The sequence below is a fragment of the Pseudomonas sp. Pso3 genome (genome assembly GCF_055393275.1).
Genome location: NZ_AP043687.1, coordinates 3496134 through 3512316, shown reverse-complemented (window position 1 = coordinate 3512316; position 16183 = coordinate 3496134). Strand labels below are relative to the sequence as shown.

15 protein-coding genes are annotated in these 16183 nt (G+C 66.9%); 8 read left to right on the top strand and 7 right to left on the bottom strand.

Going from position 1 to position 16183, the window contains the following annotated elements; genetic code table 11:
• Nucleotides 1-17 precede the first annotated feature (17 nt).
• Nucleotides 18-1184 carry a baeRF3 domain-containing protein gene (locus ACZ5R1_RS16610; protein ID WP_144946874.1) on the bottom strand — a complete coding sequence of 389 codons (1167 nt, stop codon included), beginning with the start codon at nucleotides 1182-1184 and terminating at the stop codon, nucleotides 18-20.
• Between the two features lie 106 nt (nucleotides 1185-1290).
• Entirely contained in the window at nucleotides 1291-2193 is a 903-nt protein-coding gene (locus ACZ5R1_RS16605; RefSeq protein WP_464712573.1) for a LysR substrate-binding domain-containing protein, read from the bottom strand.
• Nucleotides 2194-2297: 104 nt separating this feature from the next.
• On the opposite strand from ACZ5R1_RS16605, the gene ACZ5R1_RS16600 reads away from it, so the two are divergent.
• The 8 genes from ACZ5R1_RS16600 to rpoS all read left to right on the top strand — a co-directional run bounded on the left by ACZ5R1_RS16600 (nucleotide 2298) and on the right by rpoS (nucleotide 9444).
• Nucleotides 2298-3410, top strand: a complete 1113-nt coding sequence (locus tag ACZ5R1_RS16600) for an S-(hydroxymethyl)glutathione dehydrogenase/class III alcohol dehydrogenase (RefSeq protein ID WP_027597065.1) — start codon at nucleotides 2298-2300, stop codon at nucleotides 3408-3410.
• Between the two features lie 39 nt (nucleotides 3411-3449).
• The gene (fghA, locus tag ACZ5R1_RS16595) at nucleotides 3450-4304 is read left to right on the top strand and encodes an S-formylglutathione hydrolase (RefSeq protein WP_161796598.1); all 855 of its coding nucleotides are present in this window, start codon (nucleotides 3450-3452) and stop codon (nucleotides 4302-4304) included.
• Nucleotides 4305-4370: 66 nt separating this feature from the next.
• Nucleotides 4371-4844 carry a 2-C-methyl-D-erythritol 2,4-cyclodiphosphate synthase gene (gene ispF, locus ACZ5R1_RS16590; protein ID WP_027597063.1) on the top strand — a complete coding sequence of 158 codons (474 nt, stop codon included), beginning with the start codon at nucleotides 4371-4373 and terminating at the stop codon, nucleotides 4842-4844.
• A complete protein-coding gene (truD, locus tag ACZ5R1_RS16585) occupies nucleotides 4841-5899 on the top strand; it encodes a tRNA pseudouridine(13) synthase TruD (protein ID WP_027597062.1) in 1059 nt (352 codons plus the stop codon). Before ispF ends, truD begins: the two co-directional genes overlap by 4 nt.
• Entirely contained in the window at nucleotides 5887-6642 is a 756-nt protein-coding gene (gene surE, locus ACZ5R1_RS16580; protein WP_027597061.1) for a 5'/3'-nucleotidase SurE, read from the top strand. The genes truD and surE overlap by 13 nt, the downstream gene beginning before the upstream one ends.
• Nucleotides 6643-6680: 38 nt before the next feature.
• A complete protein-coding gene (locus ACZ5R1_RS16575; RefSeq protein WP_007159462.1) occupies nucleotides 6681-7319 on the top strand; it encodes a protein-L-isoaspartate(D-aspartate) O-methyltransferase in 639 nt (212 codons plus the stop codon).
• Nucleotides 7320-7495: 176 nt separating this feature from the next.
• On the top strand, nucleotides 7496-8341 hold the full coding sequence (locus ACZ5R1_RS16570) for a peptidoglycan DD-metalloendopeptidase family protein (protein WP_007159461.1): 846 nt from the start codon (nucleotides 7496-7498) through the stop codon (nucleotides 8339-8341).
• A 110-nt stretch (nucleotides 8342-8451) separates the two neighbouring features.
• Nucleotides 8452-9444, top strand: coding sequence for an RNA polymerase sigma factor RpoS (gene rpoS, locus ACZ5R1_RS16565; protein WP_007159460.1), 993 nt, complete (start codon nucleotides 8452-8454; stop codon nucleotides 9442-9444).
• Between the two features lie 407 nt (nucleotides 9445-9851).
• Here the strand turns inward: rpoS and fdxA are convergent, their stop codons facing one another.
• From fdxA to ACZ5R1_RS16540, 5 genes are all read right to left on the bottom strand, one after another.
• A complete protein-coding gene (gene fdxA / locus ACZ5R1_RS16560; RefSeq protein ID WP_007159459.1) occupies nucleotides 9852-10175 on the bottom strand; it encodes a ferredoxin FdxA in 324 nt (107 codons plus the stop codon).
• A gap of 68 nt (nucleotides 10176-10243) precedes the next feature.
• Nucleotides 10244-12820, bottom strand: a complete 2577-nt coding sequence (gene mutS / locus ACZ5R1_RS16555) for a DNA mismatch repair protein MutS (RefSeq protein ID WP_077171874.1) — start codon at nucleotides 12818-12820, stop codon at nucleotides 10244-10246.
• 92 nt (nucleotides 12821-12912) lie between these two features.
• Nucleotides 12913-14862: an ATP-binding protein gene (locus ACZ5R1_RS16550; protein WP_464712572.1), complete on the bottom strand. Its 1950-nt coding sequence runs from the start codon at nucleotides 14860-14862 to the stop codon at nucleotides 12913-12915.
• 64 nt (nucleotides 14863-14926) lie between these two features.
• The gene (locus ACZ5R1_RS16545; RefSeq protein WP_007159388.1) at nucleotides 14927-15133 is read right to left on the bottom strand and encodes a hypothetical protein; all 207 of its coding nucleotides are present in this window, start codon (nucleotides 15131-15133) and stop codon (nucleotides 14927-14929) included.
• 53 nt (nucleotides 15134-15186) lie between these two features.
• Nucleotides 15187-16170, bottom strand: coding sequence for a 2-hydroxyacid dehydrogenase (locus ACZ5R1_RS16540; protein WP_464712571.1), 984 nt, complete (start codon nucleotides 16168-16170; stop codon nucleotides 15187-15189).
• Between the last annotated feature and the right edge of the window lie 13 nt (nucleotides 16171-16183).

The following is a 16183-nucleotide window of genomic DNA, read 5'->3' as shown; positions in this document are numbered from 1 at the left end:
CCGGTCCAGCGCAGCGGCTAGTAGCGATAGATGGCCGCCACGCCGGTGCCGCCCGGCATCCGCTCGCGCGGCAGGACCAGCACCTCGCCACCTTGCTGCAGGGCCTGGAAGCTGAGTTCGTCCAGCAGGTCGTCGGCATTGGCGCCCTCCGGCTTGGCCGGGACCAGCAGGCGCCGCTCCAGGTCCAGATAGCCCGGGATATGGCGATCGGCTTCCACCAGCAGGGTGTCGACCCGGGCGTCCAGCAGGGCGCCGCCGATGTCTTCCAGGCGATCCGAGGCCAGCCCCTGGCCATGACGCTGGGCGTAGGTATCCAGCAGGTCGTCGAGTCGCTGTTCCATGCGGGGCGCCATCACCGCCCAGGCCCTGGCACGCAGGGCGTCGTTGTCCAGGGGACCGGGATCACCGGCGATGCCTTCGGGCAAGAGATGGGGGTTCTGGCTCAGGCGGCGAAAGGCGGCCTGGTGCTCCGGCAGCGCGGCCAGCACCAGGGGTAGGCGAGCGGTGTTGCTGTGCACCCGGGTCAGGGCGCGGTCCAGGGCCAGGAAGTAGCGCTCGCGGTCGGCGTCCTGCTCGTCATGCTTGCTGATGCCGCCGGCGTTGTGCTGCATGGAGTCGCCACGCTCGCCGGCCCGGCTGAAGCCCTGGGGTAGGCCGCGCTGGTTGCCTTCGGTCAGCTCGGTGCCAAGGGCGTCTTCCAGGGTGCGCGGCACCCCTTCGCCCAGCTCCACCTCCACCAGGTTGTCGCGGTTGCCTTCGAACAGGTGCGCCTGATTGCGGGTCAGGCACAGCACCTGATAGCGATCCCGCGCCTGGGCCAGGCGCAGCAGCGGCTGCAACTGGAAGTGGTGATTGACCCGGGCGGTCTCTTCCAGGGGGTCCAGTACCTTGAGCACCCGAAGCTGAGCGCGGTCGCGCAGGATGGCCAGGCCGCCGCGCGGGTAGTGCCAGAAATCGGTGTTGTCCACCAGGGTCTGCAGCGGCGCCAGCAGCGCGACGTGATCGGCTTCGGGAAAGCGCTCGACGAGATCCGCTTCCAGCTGCCGCAACAGATTCTTGAAGCGGATGACATTCTGCTCACGCTGCGGAAAGGCGCGCTCGGTGGGCATGTAGAGAGACAGGCATGGTGGGGTCGCCTCCTTCATCCAGGTGGCGAGTGCGTGATGATCGAGGGTGTCGTTCATGGGACCTCCGGCTGCAGGAGTCGCCGTGACGCCACCGGCAGGGCGGGGTCAGGACGACCGACACCCTTTCGAAGGCCGCTCGAAAGACCCGGTTCCTCCGCTGCGCTCAGCTTCCGGATGGGTGGCGAGCGCCTGGGCGCGGGGTGCTCAGGCCCTGTTTGAGGTGTTCCACCAGCAGGCGGATCTTCGGCGAGAGAAAGCGCCGCTGCGGGTAGAGGGCCCAGACCGCGCTGTTGGGCGGCTGGCGATTGTCCAGCAGGGCGCGCAGCTCGCCACGGGCCAGATGCGGCAGCACGTAGTAGTCCGGCAACTGGCACAGACCGAAGCCACGCAAGGCGGCGTCCAGTACCGCCTGGCCGCTGTTGCAGCGCCAGGAACCCTGGACCCGGTGCAGCACCTCGCGATCGTTTTCGCGAAAGCTCCAGATATCGCTGGTGCCCACCAGGCAGCGATGGCGCCCGAGCTCCGACAGGGTATGGGGTGCGCCGAAGCGTTCCAGGTAGCTGGGCGCAGCACACAGATAGAGCTCTCGCGGCGCCAGGCGGGTCGCTACCAGGCGGGAATCGGCCAGGCGGCCCAGGCGGATGGCCAGGTCGTAGCCTTCGTGCAAGAGATCGACGGTGCGATTGGTCAGGTCCAGTTCCAGACTCACCTCGGGATGGCGGGCGAGGAAGTCGTTGACCAGGGGCACGACGAAGCGCTCGCCATAGGTCACGGCGCAGGTCATGCGGATCAGCCCTTTGGGCTGGCTGGAGAGATCGCTGACCTCGCGCAGGGCTTCGTCGCGTGCCTCCTGCAGCCGGCGGCAGTGCTGCAGAAAGGTGTGGCCGGCTTCGGTGAGCGCGACGCTGCGGGTGCTGCGATAGAGCAGGCGCGCCTGCAGCCGTTCTTCCAGTCGGGCCACCTGCCGGCTCACGTGAGAGGTCGAGGTGCCGAGCCGATCGGCGGCCTGGCCGAAGTGCAGGGTGCTCGCCACGGCGACGAATTCGTCGATGCCCTCCCAGCCCATGATTGTTTCCCTGTGGCAAAAATGAATTCCAGTATGCCCGATTGTTCCAGGAATTCTGGCGTCTAAACTGGTCCTCTCGTTTTTTCGCCCCTCTGGAGTCGACCATGATCAAGTCCCGCGCCGCCGTAGCCTTCGCGCCCAACGAGCCCCTCAAGATCGTCGAAGTGGACGTCGAGCCGCCCAAGGCCGGTGAGGTGCTCATCCGCATCGTCGCCACCGGTGTCTGCCACACCGATGCCTACACCCTCTCGGGTCAGGATTCCGAAGGGGTCTTTCCCTGCATCCTCGGTCACGAGGGCGGTGGCATCGTCGAGGCGGTGGGCGAGGGCGTGACCTCGGTCGCAGTGGGCGATCACGTCATCCCGCTGTACACCGCCGAATGCGGTCAGTGCAAATTCTGCAAATCCGGCAAGACCAACCTGTGCAGCTCGGTACGCGCCACCCAGGGCAAGGGCCTGATGCCCGACGGCACCACCCGTTTCTCCTACAACGGCGAGCCGATCTACCACTACATGGGTTGCTCCACCTTTTCCGAGTACACGGTGCTGCCGGAGGTCTCGGTGGCGAAGATCCCCCAGGAAGCGCCCCTGGAAAAGGTCTGCCTGCTGGGTTGTGGCGTGACCACCGGCATCGGCGCCGTGCTCAACACCGCCAAGGTGGAAGAGGGCGCCACCGTCGCCGTCTTCGGCCTGGGCGGCATCGGCCTGGCCGCCATCATCGGCGCCAAGATGGCCAAGGCCAGCCGCATCATCGCCATCGACATCAATCCGTCCAAGTTCGACATCGCCCGTGAACTGGGTGCCACCGACTTCATCAATCCCAAGGATCACCAGAAGCCGATCCAGGAGGTCATCGTCGAGCTGACCGATGGCGGCGTCGACTACAGCTTCGAGTGCGTCGGCAACGTCAACCTGATGCGTGCAGCGCTGGAGTGCTGCCACAAGGGTTGGGGTGAGTCGGTGATCATCGGCGTGGCCGGGGCCGGCCAGGAAATCAGTACCCGGCCGTTCCAGTTGGTGACCGGGCGTGTCTGGCGCGGCAGCGCCTTCGGCGGCGTCAAGGGCCGCAGCGAACTGCCCGGCTATGTGCGCAAGGCGCAGAGCGGCGAGATCCCGCTGGACACCTTCATCACCCACACCATGGGCCTGGAGCAGATCAACGAGGCCTTCGAGCTGATGCACGAAGGCAAGAGCATCCGCACCGTCGTCCACTACTGATCGCCAGGCGGGCGCCCAGGGGCGCCCCCTGTCCGGGAGATGACCATGAGTCTCGAACTGCTCTCCAGCAACAAGAGTTTCGGCGGCTGGCACAAGCGCTATCGCCATCGCGCCCGCAGTCTCGACTGCGACATGACCTTTGCCGTCTACCTGCCGCCCCAGGCGGAGGCGCGCAGCGACCTGCCGGTGCTCTACTGGCTGTCGGGGCTGACCTGCACCGACGAGAACTTCATGCAGAAGGCCGGTGCCCAGCGCCTGGCCGCCGAGCTGGGCCTGGTGCTGGTGGCGCCGGACACCAGTCCGCGCGGCGAAGGCGTACCGGACGATCCCGAGAAGGCCTGGGATTTCGGCCTGGGGGCGGGGTTCTACGTCAATGCCACCCAGCAGCCCTGGGCCCGGCACTACCGCATGCACGACTATGTGGTGGAAGAATTGCCGGCGCTGATCGAGGCCAACTTCCCGGTCTCGGATCGCCGCGGCGTCAGCGGTCATTCCATGGGCGGCCATGGCGCCCTAATCTGCGCCTTGCGGCATCCCGGTCGTTATCGCTCGGTGTCGGCCTTCTCGCCCATCGTCAATCCGCTGGATTGTCCCTGGGGGCACAAGGCGTTCTCCAACTACCTGGGCGAGGACCGCAGCACCTGGGCCGAGTGGGACGCCTGTGCGCTGCTGGCCAAGGCCGAGGAGCGCCTGCCGCTGCTGGTCGACCAGGGCGAGCAGGACAGCTTCCTCGCCGAACAGCTCAAGCCCCAGGCGCTGCAGCGCGCGGCGGAAGCCGTGGGCCATCCGCTGGAACTGCGTCTGCAACCGGGGTATGACCACAGCTATTTCTTCGTCGCCAGCTTCATCGACGACCATCTGCGGCATCACGCGGCGGCGCTCACGGCCCCCTGAGGGCGACGGGAGCTGTCCCCAGCCGGTAGAATCGACGCCCTGTCAGTCTCAAGGGCGTCTCTTTTCATGCGCATAGGTCACGGTTTCGACGTTCACGCCTTTGGCGAGGGCGACTTCATCACCCTCGGCGGCATTCGTATTCCCCATCACCGTGGCCTGGTCGCCCACTCCGACGGCGATGTGCTGCTGCATGCCCTGGCCGATGCCCTGCTGGGCGCGGCCGCCCTGGGCGACATCGGCAAGCATTTCCCCGACACCGATCCGCGCTTCAAGGGCGCCGACAGTCGGGTGCTGCTGCGTCATGTGGTTGGCCTGGTCCGCGAGCAGGGCTGGCAGGTCGGTAACGTCGACGGCACCATCGCCGCCCAGGCGCCCAAGATGGCGCCGCACATCGAAGCCATGCGCCAGGCCATTGCCGAGGATCTGCAGGTCGAGCTGGGTCAGGTCAACGTCAAGGCCACCACCACCGAACGCCTGGGTTTCGTCGGGCGCGAAGAGGGCATCGCCGTACACGCCGTGGCCCTGCTGCTGCCGCTATGACCGAAGACCAGCTGCTCGGGCCGCGCGCCCATGGCGAGCCCTGCGGCCAGGCGATCCTCAAGGCCAGCGCCGAGGACTTTCAGGTGGACGAGGTGCTGGACATCCCGCTCAGCGGTGATGGCGAGCACCTCTGGCTGTGGGTCGAGAAGCGCGGCCTCAACACCGAGGAAGCGGTACGCCGCCTGGCGCGCGCCGCCGGGGTGCCGCAGCGGGCGATCAGCTATGCCGGTCTCAAGGATCGCCAGGCCCTGACCCGCCAGTGGTTCAGCCTGCACCTGCCCGGCAAGGCCGATCCGGATCTGTCGGCCGCCTGCGACGAGACGCTGGTAATCCTCCAGCAGGGTCGCCACCGCCGCAAGCTGCAGCGCGGCGCCCATGCCGCCAACGGCTTCCGCCTGCGGCTGACCGGGCTCCAGGCCGATCCAGTGGCGCTGGAGGCGCGGCTGCAGGCCATCGCCGCCGGCGGCGTGCCCAACTATTTCGGTCCGCAGCGCTTCGGCTATCAGGGCGGCAACCTGGCGGACGCTCAGCAGTGCGCCCGCGAGCAGCGCCTGCCCGAGCAACGCAATCGGCGCTCGCGCACCCTGTCCGCCGCGCGCAGCTGGCTGTTCAATCAGGTGCTGGCCGGGCGCATCGCCGACGGCTCCTGGAAGCGGGCGCAGGAGGGCGATCTGCTGGCCTTCACCGACAGCCGCAGCCACTTTCCGGCCACCGCCGCCGATCTGACCGATCCGCGCCTGGCGGCGCTCGATCTGCACCCCACCGGCCCCCTGTGGGGCGCCGGCGAGTCGCCGGTGCAGGGGCCGGCCGCAGACCTGGAGCGGCAGGTCGCAGAGGCCGCCGGAGAGCTGCCCGCCTGGCTGGCCGGTGCCGGCCTCTCGCATGAACGGCGCATCCTGCGCCTCCCCATCGGCGGCCTGACGTGGCATTATCCCGCTCCTGACATTCTGCAACTCGAATTCGTCCTGCCGGCCGGCTGTTTCGCCACCGCAGTGGTTCGCGAGCTGGTAACGCTTGGCGAGGCAGGGCAGACGGAACATCCATGCGACTTCTGATCGCCAACGACGATGGGGTGCTGGCCCCCGGTATCGCCGCGCTGCATGCCGCGCTCTCCGCCCGTGCGGACTACGAGTGCCAGGTAGTCGCGCCGCTCTATGACATGAGCGGTGTGAGCAGTGCCCTGACGCTGGACCGCCCCCTGCATCCGCAGCGCCTGCCCAATGGCTACCTGGGCGTCAACGGCACGCCCACCGATTGCGTTCACCTCGGCCTCAATGGCCTGCTGGAAGAGACGCCGGACATGGTGGTGGCCGGCATCAACCTGGGTGCCAACCTGGGCGACGACGTCCTCTATTCCGGCACCGTGGCCGCGGCCATGGAAGGACGGTTCCTCGATCGGCCGGCGCTGGCCTTCTCGCTGGTGTCGCGCAGTGCCGACAACATGGCGGTGGCGGCCGAGATCGCCGCCCGCATCGTGGCCCTGCACGAACGCTTCGATCTGCCGCCGCGCACCGTGCTCAACGTCAACATCCCGGATCTGCCGCTCGAGCAGATCAAGGGCCTGCAGCTGACCCGCCTGGGGCACCGGGCCCAGGCCAAGCCGCCGGTGCGCGAGATCAATCCGCGCGGCAAGGCCGGTTACTGGATCTCGGTTTCCGGCGATGCGGTGGATGGCGGACCGGGTACCGACTTCCACGCCGTGCTGGAAGGCTATGTCTCGGTGACGCCGCTGCAGTTCGATCGCACCTTCCGCGAGGGCTTCGCCGGCCTGTCGGCGCTGACGGAGCTGCTGGCATGACTCAGGGGCAAGAGCATATGCAAAGACACGGCATCGGCATGACCTCCCAGCGCACCCGGGAGCGGCTCATCCAGCGCCTCTACGAAGAGGGGCTGTCCAACGCCCAGGTGCTGGAGGTGATCCGCCGTACGCCGCGCCACCTGTTCGTCGACGAGGCCCTGGCCCATCGCGCCTACGAAGACACGGCGTTGCCCATCGGCCACAACCAGACCATCTCCCAGCCGTTCATGGTGGCGCGCATGACCGAGCTGCTGCTCGCCGGCGGGCCGCTGGACAAGGTCATGGAGATCGGCACCGGCTCCGGCTACCAGACCGCCATCCTGGCGCAGACCGTGGAGCGGGTGTTTTCCGTGGAGCGTATCCAGTCGCTGCAGGATCGGGCCAAGGAGCGTCTGCTCGAACTCAACCTGCGCAACGTGGTGTTCCGCTGGGGCGATGGCTGGGAAGGCTGGCCGGCACTGGCACCCTACAACGGCATCATCGTCACCGCCGCCGCGCGGGAAGTGCCCCAGGCGCTGCTCGACCAGCTGGCCCCTGGCGGTCGCCTGGTGATCCCGGTAGGCGTCGACGAGGAGCAGAAGCTCCTGCTGATCGTGCGCGAGGCCGAAGGCTTCGTCCGCCACGAACTCAACGCCGTCCGTTTCGTGCCCCTGCTCAACGGACCTCTGGCGCAGTGAGAGACAGGGAACGTTACCCCGGTACCGCGCTCCAAGGCTGCCTGACGGCAGCGGCCGCTTGAGGCCGGCAGGATGGCCGGACGGTAGATGATCAGACTCTGCGGGAGGAACGGGTGAAGGCCCGAGCGCAAGGATTTCCAGGACGAGGGCGTTCAGGCTGGCTGGCGACGTTGCTCGTGGCCCTGCTGCTGACGGGTTGTTCGAGCAACGGCTCGCGAGCGCCGGTGGTCGACCGCGGCGATGGCCGCAGCAGCGTGCCCCAGGTCACCTCCGGCCAGTATCGCGTCAAGCGCGGAGACACCCTGTTTTCCATCGCCTCGCGCAACGGCTGGGAATGGCGCGCCCTGGCGGCCCAGAACGGCCTCGCCGCGCCCTATGTCATCCATGTCGGCCAGGTGATCCGCTTCGGCAATGGCGGCAGCGCCACGGGTTCCAGTCGCATCATTCGCCGGCCGGCCACGGGCTCGGCCACCCCTGTCGCTTCCGCGCCGGCACCCGGCAATCCGGTGGCGACCCCGGTACCCATTCCGCCGCCCGTGACCTCCAATCCCACCGCCGCCACCCCGGTGGTGACCCCGAATCTGCCCGCCGCACCGCCGCCGACGCCGGTGACACCGGCCCAGACGCCGACCCGTGACGTCCCCCAATCCGCCGCCGGTTGGGCCTGGCCGACGAAAGGTACGTTGATCAGTCGCTTCTCGGCCAGCAGCAGCCTAAACAAGGGAATAGACATCGCCGGCCAGGAAGGTCAGCCCGTGATGGCCGCCGCCGATGGCACCGTGGTCTATGCGGGAAATGGTCTACGGGGTTATGGTGAACTGGTTATCGTCAAACACAGCGAAACCTACGTCAGTGCCTACGGTCACAATCGTAGGTTGCTGGTTCGGGAAGGTGAGCGTGTCAAGATAGGGCAGACGATTGCCGAGATGGGTTCGACCGGGACCGACCGCGTCAAGCTCCATTTCGAGATTCGCCGTCAGGGCAAGCCGGTGGATCCCTTGCAGTTTTTGCCCAATCGCTGATTCGCTAGGCGCCGACTCGATCCCGCAGCTCTTTGGGGGCGAGTCATGGCGCATCGGCAACGTATCGATACGCCCTGGCTCGAAGCACAGACGAGCAAGGGTTACTCAAGATGATCCAGAACAAACAAGAAACCGAGTACGATCTCGGCGACGATGTCCTGCTTCTCGATTCCAATCCCTTCGGTGAGGAATCCGCCGATACCGCCATGACCAAGGCCCTGTCCGGGCGCGGCAACCAGGTCCTGCGCGGTGCCAAGCTGGCCGACTATGGCCGTGCACTCGACGCCACTCAGCTTTATCTCAACGAAATCGGCTTCTCGCCACTGCTGTCACCGGCAGAAGAGGTGCATTTCGCCCGTCTCGCGCAGCGCGGCGATCCCGCCGGTCGCAAGCGAATGATCGAAAGCAACCTGCGTCTGGTGGTCAAGATCGCCCGGCGCTACATCAACCGTGGCCTGTCGCTGCTCGATCTGATCGAAGAGGGCAACTTGGGCCTGATCCGCGCGGTGGAGAAATTCGATCCCGAGCGGGGCTTCAGATTTTCCACCTATGCCACCTGGTGGATCCGGCAGACCATCGAGCGGGCGATCATGAATCAGACCCGCACCATTCGCCTGCCGATCCATGTGGTCAAGGAGCTCAATCTGCACCTGCGCGCCGCGCGGGAGCTGACCCAGAAGCTCGATCACGAGCCTTCTCCCGAGGAAATTGCCGCTCTGCTGGAAAAGCCGGTGGCAGACGTGAAGCGGGTGATGGGCCTTAACGAGCGGATCAGCTCGGTGGACATGGTCCTCGGCCCCGACTCCGACAAGACCCTGCTCGATACCCTGACCGATGACCGTCCCACCGATCCCTGCGAACTGCTGCAGGATTCGGATCTCAACCAGAGCATCGACCAGTGGCTGCTGGAGTTGCCGGAAAAGCAGCGCGAAGTGGTGATCCGGCGCTTCGGGCTGCGCGGTCACGAAGCCTGCACCCTGGAAGAGGTAGGGCAGGAGATAGGCCTTACCCGCGAGCGGGTCCGGCAGATCCAGGTCGAGGCGCTCAAGCGGTTGCGGGAAATCTTCGAACGCAACGGCCTGTCCAGTGATTCGCTGTTCTGATCGCGCCTAGCTGAATGTCAGCCAAACGGAGCCCGGATTTTTCCGGGCTTTTTTCTGCGTGTTCTTGTAAGTCAGGGCTTACAGCCTGCGTAAGCCTGTATCGCTTGGAGCTGCCAGAAAGCATCGCTTGATCAGCGCGAGAAGACGCCAAGTGCCTGCTACATAACGTTTTTCTGTTTCCGGTCGAAGCGCGAGGCGAGATCGAAAGGCGCACTATGGCAGATTGCCAGCCTGCGGGAGAAGCGTACTATCGGCGCTGTGTCTGGGACGACACGGATCGGCAGGATGCGGATCAGGAACACCTCAGGACGAGGTTCACCAGGACGGTGGCAGGATTGCAGGGACAGGGACGAAGGGGGCGGAGCGATCCGCCCCCTTTTTTATTGCCTGGAGATTCCAGGCAAGGCCTAGCGTTCGAGCTGGGGGAGCTTGTTGGGCTTACCATCCCACTCGGCGGCGTCAGGCAGGGCGTCCTTCTTCTCGGTGATGTTCGGCCAGATGTTGGCCAGTTCACTGTTGAGTTCGATGAAGGCTTCCTGGCCGGCCGGCACCTCGTCTTCCGAGAAGATCGCCTGGGCCGGGCATTCGGGTTCGCACAGGGCGCAGTCGATGCACTCGTCCGGGTGGATCACCAGGAAGTTGGGGCCTTCGTAGAAGCAGTCCACCGGGCAGACTTCCACGCAGTCGGTATATTTGCATTTGATGCAGTTGTCAGTGACGACGAAGGTCATCTGCTCGTTCTCCTCAGGCTAAGGCGGCGGATTCTAGCAGCATTGCCGGAACCCTCGTATCCGTTAACTCAGATACGCTTTTTCCATTCGTAGATAAGCTCCAGGGCCCGTCTGGGTGTGATGTCGTCCGGCTGCAGGCGTTCCAGTTCCTCGATGAGAGGATGGGCGGCGCTGGCGAACAGATCGGCCTGTAGCGGACGATCCTTGGCTGGCGCTCTCACCGGCAGCGGCGTTCCCACCTCACCGTTGAAACTGGCCGCTTCCAGGCGGGCGAGATGCTCGCGCGCGCGCAGGATGACGTCTTCCGGTACTCCGGCCAGCTGCGCCACGGCCAGGCCGTAGCTCTGGCTGGCCGGGCCGGGCAGCACATGGTGCAGGAAGACGATGCGGTCATTGTGCTCGGTGGCGTTGAGGTGGACGTTGGCCACGCTCGGCTGGCCGTCCGGCAGCACGGTCAGCTCGAAGTAGTGGGTGGCGAACAGCGTCCAGGCGCGCAGTCGCGCCAGCTGCTCGGCGGCGGCCCAGGCCAGCGACAGGCCGTCGAAGGTGCTGGTGCCGCGACCGACCTCGTCCATCAGCACCAGGCTGTGTTCGCTGGCGTTGTGCAGGATGTTGGCGGTCTCGCTCATCTCCACCATGAAGGTGGAACGGCCGCCGGCCAGGTCGTCGCTGGAACCGATGCGGGTAAAGATGCGATCCACCAGCGACAGCTCGCAACTGGCCGCCGGGACGAAGCTGCCGACATGGGCCAGGAGCACGATCAGCGCGGTCTGGCGCATGTAGGTGGACTTGCCGCCCATGTTCGGACCGGTGATCACCAGCATGCGGGTGTCGTTGTCCAGGGTGACGTCGTTGGCGACGAAGGGCGTTTCCAGCACCTGTTCCACCACCGGGTGGCGCCCCTGGCCGATCTTCAGGCAGGGCTCCTCGACGAAGCGCGGCTTGTTCAGGTCCAGGTTGAGAGCGCGCTCGGCGAAGTTGGCCAGGACGTCCAGTTCGGCCAGGGCGGCGGCGCTGTCCTGCAACGGCGCCAGGTGGCCGATGAGCTCGTCGAGCAGGGCTTCGTAGAGCGCCTTTTCCCGCGCCAGAGCGCGACTCTGGGCCGACAGCGCCTTGTCTTCGAAGGCCTTAAGCTCCGGGGTGATGAAGCGCTCGGCGCCCTTGAGGGTCTGGCGGCGGATGTAGTCGGCCGGGGCCGATTCGGCCTGGCGGCTGGGGATCTCGATGAAGTAGCCGTGGACGCGGTTGTAGCCGACCTTGAGGCCCTGCAGGCCGGTGCGGGCCTTTTCCCGGGCCTCCAGGTCCATGAGGAACTGGCCGGCGTTCTCGCTCAGGGTCTGCAACTCGTCCAGCTCGCTGTCGTAGCCGCGCTTGATGACGCCGCCATCGCGGATCACCGCGGGCGGATTGTCGATGATGGCGCGGGCCAGGGTAGCGGCCAGCTCCGGATAGGTCTGGATGCTCCGGGCCAGGTCGAGCAGGTGCGGGGCGATCATCTGCGTCAGCCCCTCCTGCAGCATTGGCAACGCGGCCAGGGCATCGCGCAGGCGGGCGAGATCCCGCGGGCGGGCGTTGCGCAGACCGATGCGGGCGAGGATGCGCTCCAGGTCGCCGATATCCTTGAGCTGCGGTTGCAGCGACTCGAAGCGATAGCCTTCCAGCAGGCAGGTGATGGCGTCCTGGCGGGCTTCGATGATGGCGCGATTGCGCAGCGGACGATTCAGCCAGCGGGTCAGCAGGCGACTGCCCATGGCGGTCTGGCAGCGGTCCACCACCGATTGCAGGGTGTTGTCGCGACCGCCGGCCAGGTTGACGTCCAGTTCCAGGTTGCGGCGGCTGGCGCCGTCGAGGATGACCGTGTCGTCCAGGCGCTCGTGGCGGAGGCTGCGCAGGTGTGGCAGGGCGGTGCGCTGGGTTTCCTTGGCATAGGCCAGCAGGCAGCCGGCGGCGCCGAGGGCCAGGCCCAGCTTGTCGCAACCGAAGCCCTTGAGGTCACCGGTGCCGAATTGCTGGCAGAGGCTCTTGAGCGCCGAATCGCAGTCGAAATCCCAGGGCGCCCGGCGACGTACGCCGCGGCGCTTCTCGGCGGGCAGGCCGGCGGGCCAGTCGTCGGGGATCAGCAGCTCGGCGGGATTGAGACGGTCCAGCTCCGCCAGCAGGGTTTCCCAGCCGGCCAGTTCCTGGACGGTGAAGCGACCACTGGCGATGTCCAGCACGGCCAGGCCGAACAGGCGTTCGTCGCCCAGCACGGCGGTCAGCAGGTTGTCGCGGCGCTCGTCGAGCAGCGCCTCGTCGCTGACCGTACCCGGGGTAATGATGCGCACCACCTGGCGTTCCACCGGGCCCTTGCTGGTGGCCGGGTCGCCGATCTGCTCGCAGATCACCACGGATTCGCCGAGCTTGACCAGCTTGGCCAGGTAGCCTTCGGCGGAATGGAAGGGAATGCCGGCCATGGGGATGGACTTGCCGGCCGAGGCGCCACGGGCGGTCAGGGTGATGTCGAGCAACTTGGCGGCACGCCGGGCGTCGTCATAGAACAGCTCGTAGAAATCGCCCATGCGATAGAACAGCAGCTGTTCGGGATGCTGATGCTTGATCTTGAGGTACTGCTGCATCATGGGCGTGTGCGCGGAGAGGTCGCTCATGCGGGTGTTTCGATCCGGTTGCCTGTGGATAGCCGCGTATTGTCCATCAACTGGCGGCGTTTGTCGGCCCCGCTCGGCTCAGGGCAGCGGCATCAGGCCTGCGGCCGTTGTTCGCGGGCAGCCAGCAGCAGATCGATCTGGGTCATGAGCCTTTCCAGGGTAAAGGGCTTGGCCAGCACCTCGACGCCGGGGACCGGCAGGGGCTGACCGGGCAGGTCCGCCTCGGCATAGCCGGTAATCAGCAGGGTCATCAGGCCGGGGCGGCGTTCACGGGCCAGGGCGGCGAGCTGGCAGCCGCTCAGCCCGCCTGGCAGGCCGACATCGGCGATCAGCAGGTCCAGCGGCGTATCCGATTCCAGCACCTGCAGGGCGGTGGCGGCATCGGTCGCCTCCAGGGTGCGGATACGGTGTTCGCGCAGGGCCTCGTCCACCAGCGTCCGCACCAGGGGTTCGTCGTCCACCACCAGTACCGTCATGCCAGTGGGATAGCGCAATGGTGAGGTGCGCAGCGTCTCGATCGACGGCGGCGGGGCGTCCACCAGGCGCGGCAGATAGAGGGTGACGGTGGTGCCCCGCTCGGGTGCCGAGACGATATGGGCGACGCCGCCGGACTGTTTGGCGAAGCCATAGATCATCGACAGACCGAGGCCGGTGCCCATGCCCACCGGCTTGGTGGTGAAGAAGGGATCGAAGGCGCGTGCCAGGACCTCGGGTGGCATGCCGGTACCGGTGTCGAGCACCGCCAGGGTCACATAGTCGCCAGGCGGCAATTCCAGGGCGGCAGCCTGGGCGTCGTTGAGCCGGCGATTGGCGGTGACGATGCGCAGCGTCCCACCCTCGGGCATGGCATCCCGGGCGTTGATGCACAGGTTGAGCAGGGCGTTCTCCAGCTGGTGGGGATCGCACAGGGTGGGATTCAACGCCTCGGCCAGTTCGATGTGGATCTCGACCTGGGGACCGACCGAGCGGCGGATCAGTTCTTCCATGCCCAGCACCAGGGCGTTGGTCTGGGTGGCGGTGGGGTCCAGCGCCTGGCGGCGGGAAAAGGCGAGCAGGCGGTGAGTCAGGGCCGCGGCGCGTTCGGCGGCGCCCTTGGCGCCCGTGGCATAGCGTTCGAGATCGGTGTAGCGGCCCTGGGCGAGTCTCAGGCTGAGCATGTCGAGACTGCCGATCACGCCGGTCAGCAGGTTGTTGAAGTCATGGGCGATGCCGCCGGTCAGCTGGCCCACGGCCTCCATCTTCTGACTCTGGCGCAACTGTTCCTCGGTCTGGCGCAGGGCTTCCTGCTGCTCGCGGATGGCCGTCACCTCGCGTACCGCGGAATAGATGAGGCCATCCTGCAAGACCGAATTCCACGACAGCCAGCGATAGCCGCCTTCGCGATGCCGATAGCGATTCTCGAAGCCGAACACGGGTTCGCCAAGCGTCAGGCGTTCCAGCGCCGCCTCGGTGCGGGCGCGATCCTCGACGTGGACGAAGGCCATGAAGGGTTCGTGGCGCAGTTGCTCTGCGCTCCAGCCCAGGGTGCTGGTCCAGGCCGGATTGAGGTCCAGCAGCTGGCCTTCGAGGGTGGCCGTGCAGAGCAGGTCGGGGCTGGCCTGCCAGATCAGGTCCCGCTGCCGGGTGCGCAGGGCCACTTCTTCGCCGAGATTGCCGGCGAAGCGATGGAGGGACTCCAGGCTGCGGCGCTGGGCCGCGCAGACCATGGCCATGATGACGTTGACCAGCACGAACAGCGCATGGGACACCCAGCGTTCGGAGAACAACGCGAAATAGGCCGGGGCCTTGACGAAGAGGGTCTCGGCCAGCAGTACCGACAGCAGGGTGGCGAAGATCCCGGGACCGAGGCCGAACCAGAAGGCCCCGGCCATGATGAAGGGAATGAACAGCAGATAGGGCAGGCTGTCGATCCCCAGGCTCAGGCGAATGCCGGCCGCGACGGCGATGAGCAGGGCCGCGCCCAGATAGCGCAAGGGGGCAGGGGCGTCCCGCGGGGCCAGCTTGAGCAGCCGGCCGAGCAGGATGTAAGGGGCGATGGGCACTGGCGCTAGACCTCGGGACGCGGGTCCGTCACGGTAGCGAAAGGCTGCACGAGCGGCAGGCCGATCAGGTGCCCTCGTGCCGCTCGAATTCCTCGACGGCACGTGCCACCTCGGCATTGTCCGCCGCCGTGCTGCGGGCTTGACGCTCGAAGGCGGTGGCCAGTTCGTTGACCAGCTGCAGCAGGCGCGGGATGTCGCCGCTGCGCTCGGCATCGGCGGCCTGCTCGCGCACGCGGTTGACGAAGGCTTGGGGATCGTCGAAGGCGGTCATGGGGGATTCTCCGTGGGGATGATACTTGTCTGACCACAAATGACGGCCAAGGCTCACTCGCGCCGCTGCCAGACCTCGGGATTCACCAGATTCGCCGGTCGTTGACCGCCCAGGGCGGCCAGCAGATTGTCCACCGCGCAGCGGGCCATGGCTTCACGCGTCTCCCGGGTCGCCGAGCCCAGGTGCGGCGTAGGCACCACGTTGGGCAGTTGCAGCAGGGGCGAGTCCGCTGCCACGGGTTCCTGATCGAAGACATCCAGGCCGGCGCCGCGCAGGCGGCCTTCCTGCAAGGCCGTGATCAACGCGGCCTCGTCGATCACCTGTCCGCGCGAGACGTTGATCAGGATGGCGTGGGCCGGTAGCCGCGCGAGCTCGGCGGCGCCCAGCAGGTGATGGGTCTCCTCGCTCAGGGGCACGGTGACGCAGAGGAAGTCGCAGCTCGCTAGCAACTCGGGCAGCGGCAGGAAGCGCGCGCCGAAGCGCTCGTCCACCTCGGGCTTGGCGGCGTGGGCGGTGTAGTTGACCTGCATGCCGAAACCCAGGTGGGCACGGCGGGCGATGGCCTGGCCGATGCGGCCCATGCCCACCAGCCCCAGGGTCTTGCCATGGACGTCGCAACCGAAGTGCGCCTCGCCCAGACTGGCTTGCCACTGGCCGGCGCGCACCCAGTCGGCCAGCTCGACGATGCGCCGCGCGGTGGCGAGCAGCAGGGCGAAGGCGGCGTCGGCCACGCTTTCGGTCAGGACATCCGGGGTGTTGCAGAGCAGGATGCCGCGCCGCTGCAGATAGGGCAGGTCATAGCTGTCGAAGCCGACCGAGACGCTGGCGATGGCTTCCAGCCGGGGCGCCAGGTCCAGCAACTCGGGCGTCAGCTTGAAGCTGGAGCCGAGCAGGCCCTGGGCCTCGGGCAGACGCTCGCGCAGCCGGGCTTCGCCGCCCGGCGCCTTGACGTCGACGTATTCCAGGTCGAAGGCCTCTTCCAGGCGCGCGGTGAGCGCCGGGGACAGGGCCTTGTAGTGGATCACCTTCTTTTTCATGGACAGCGTTTCC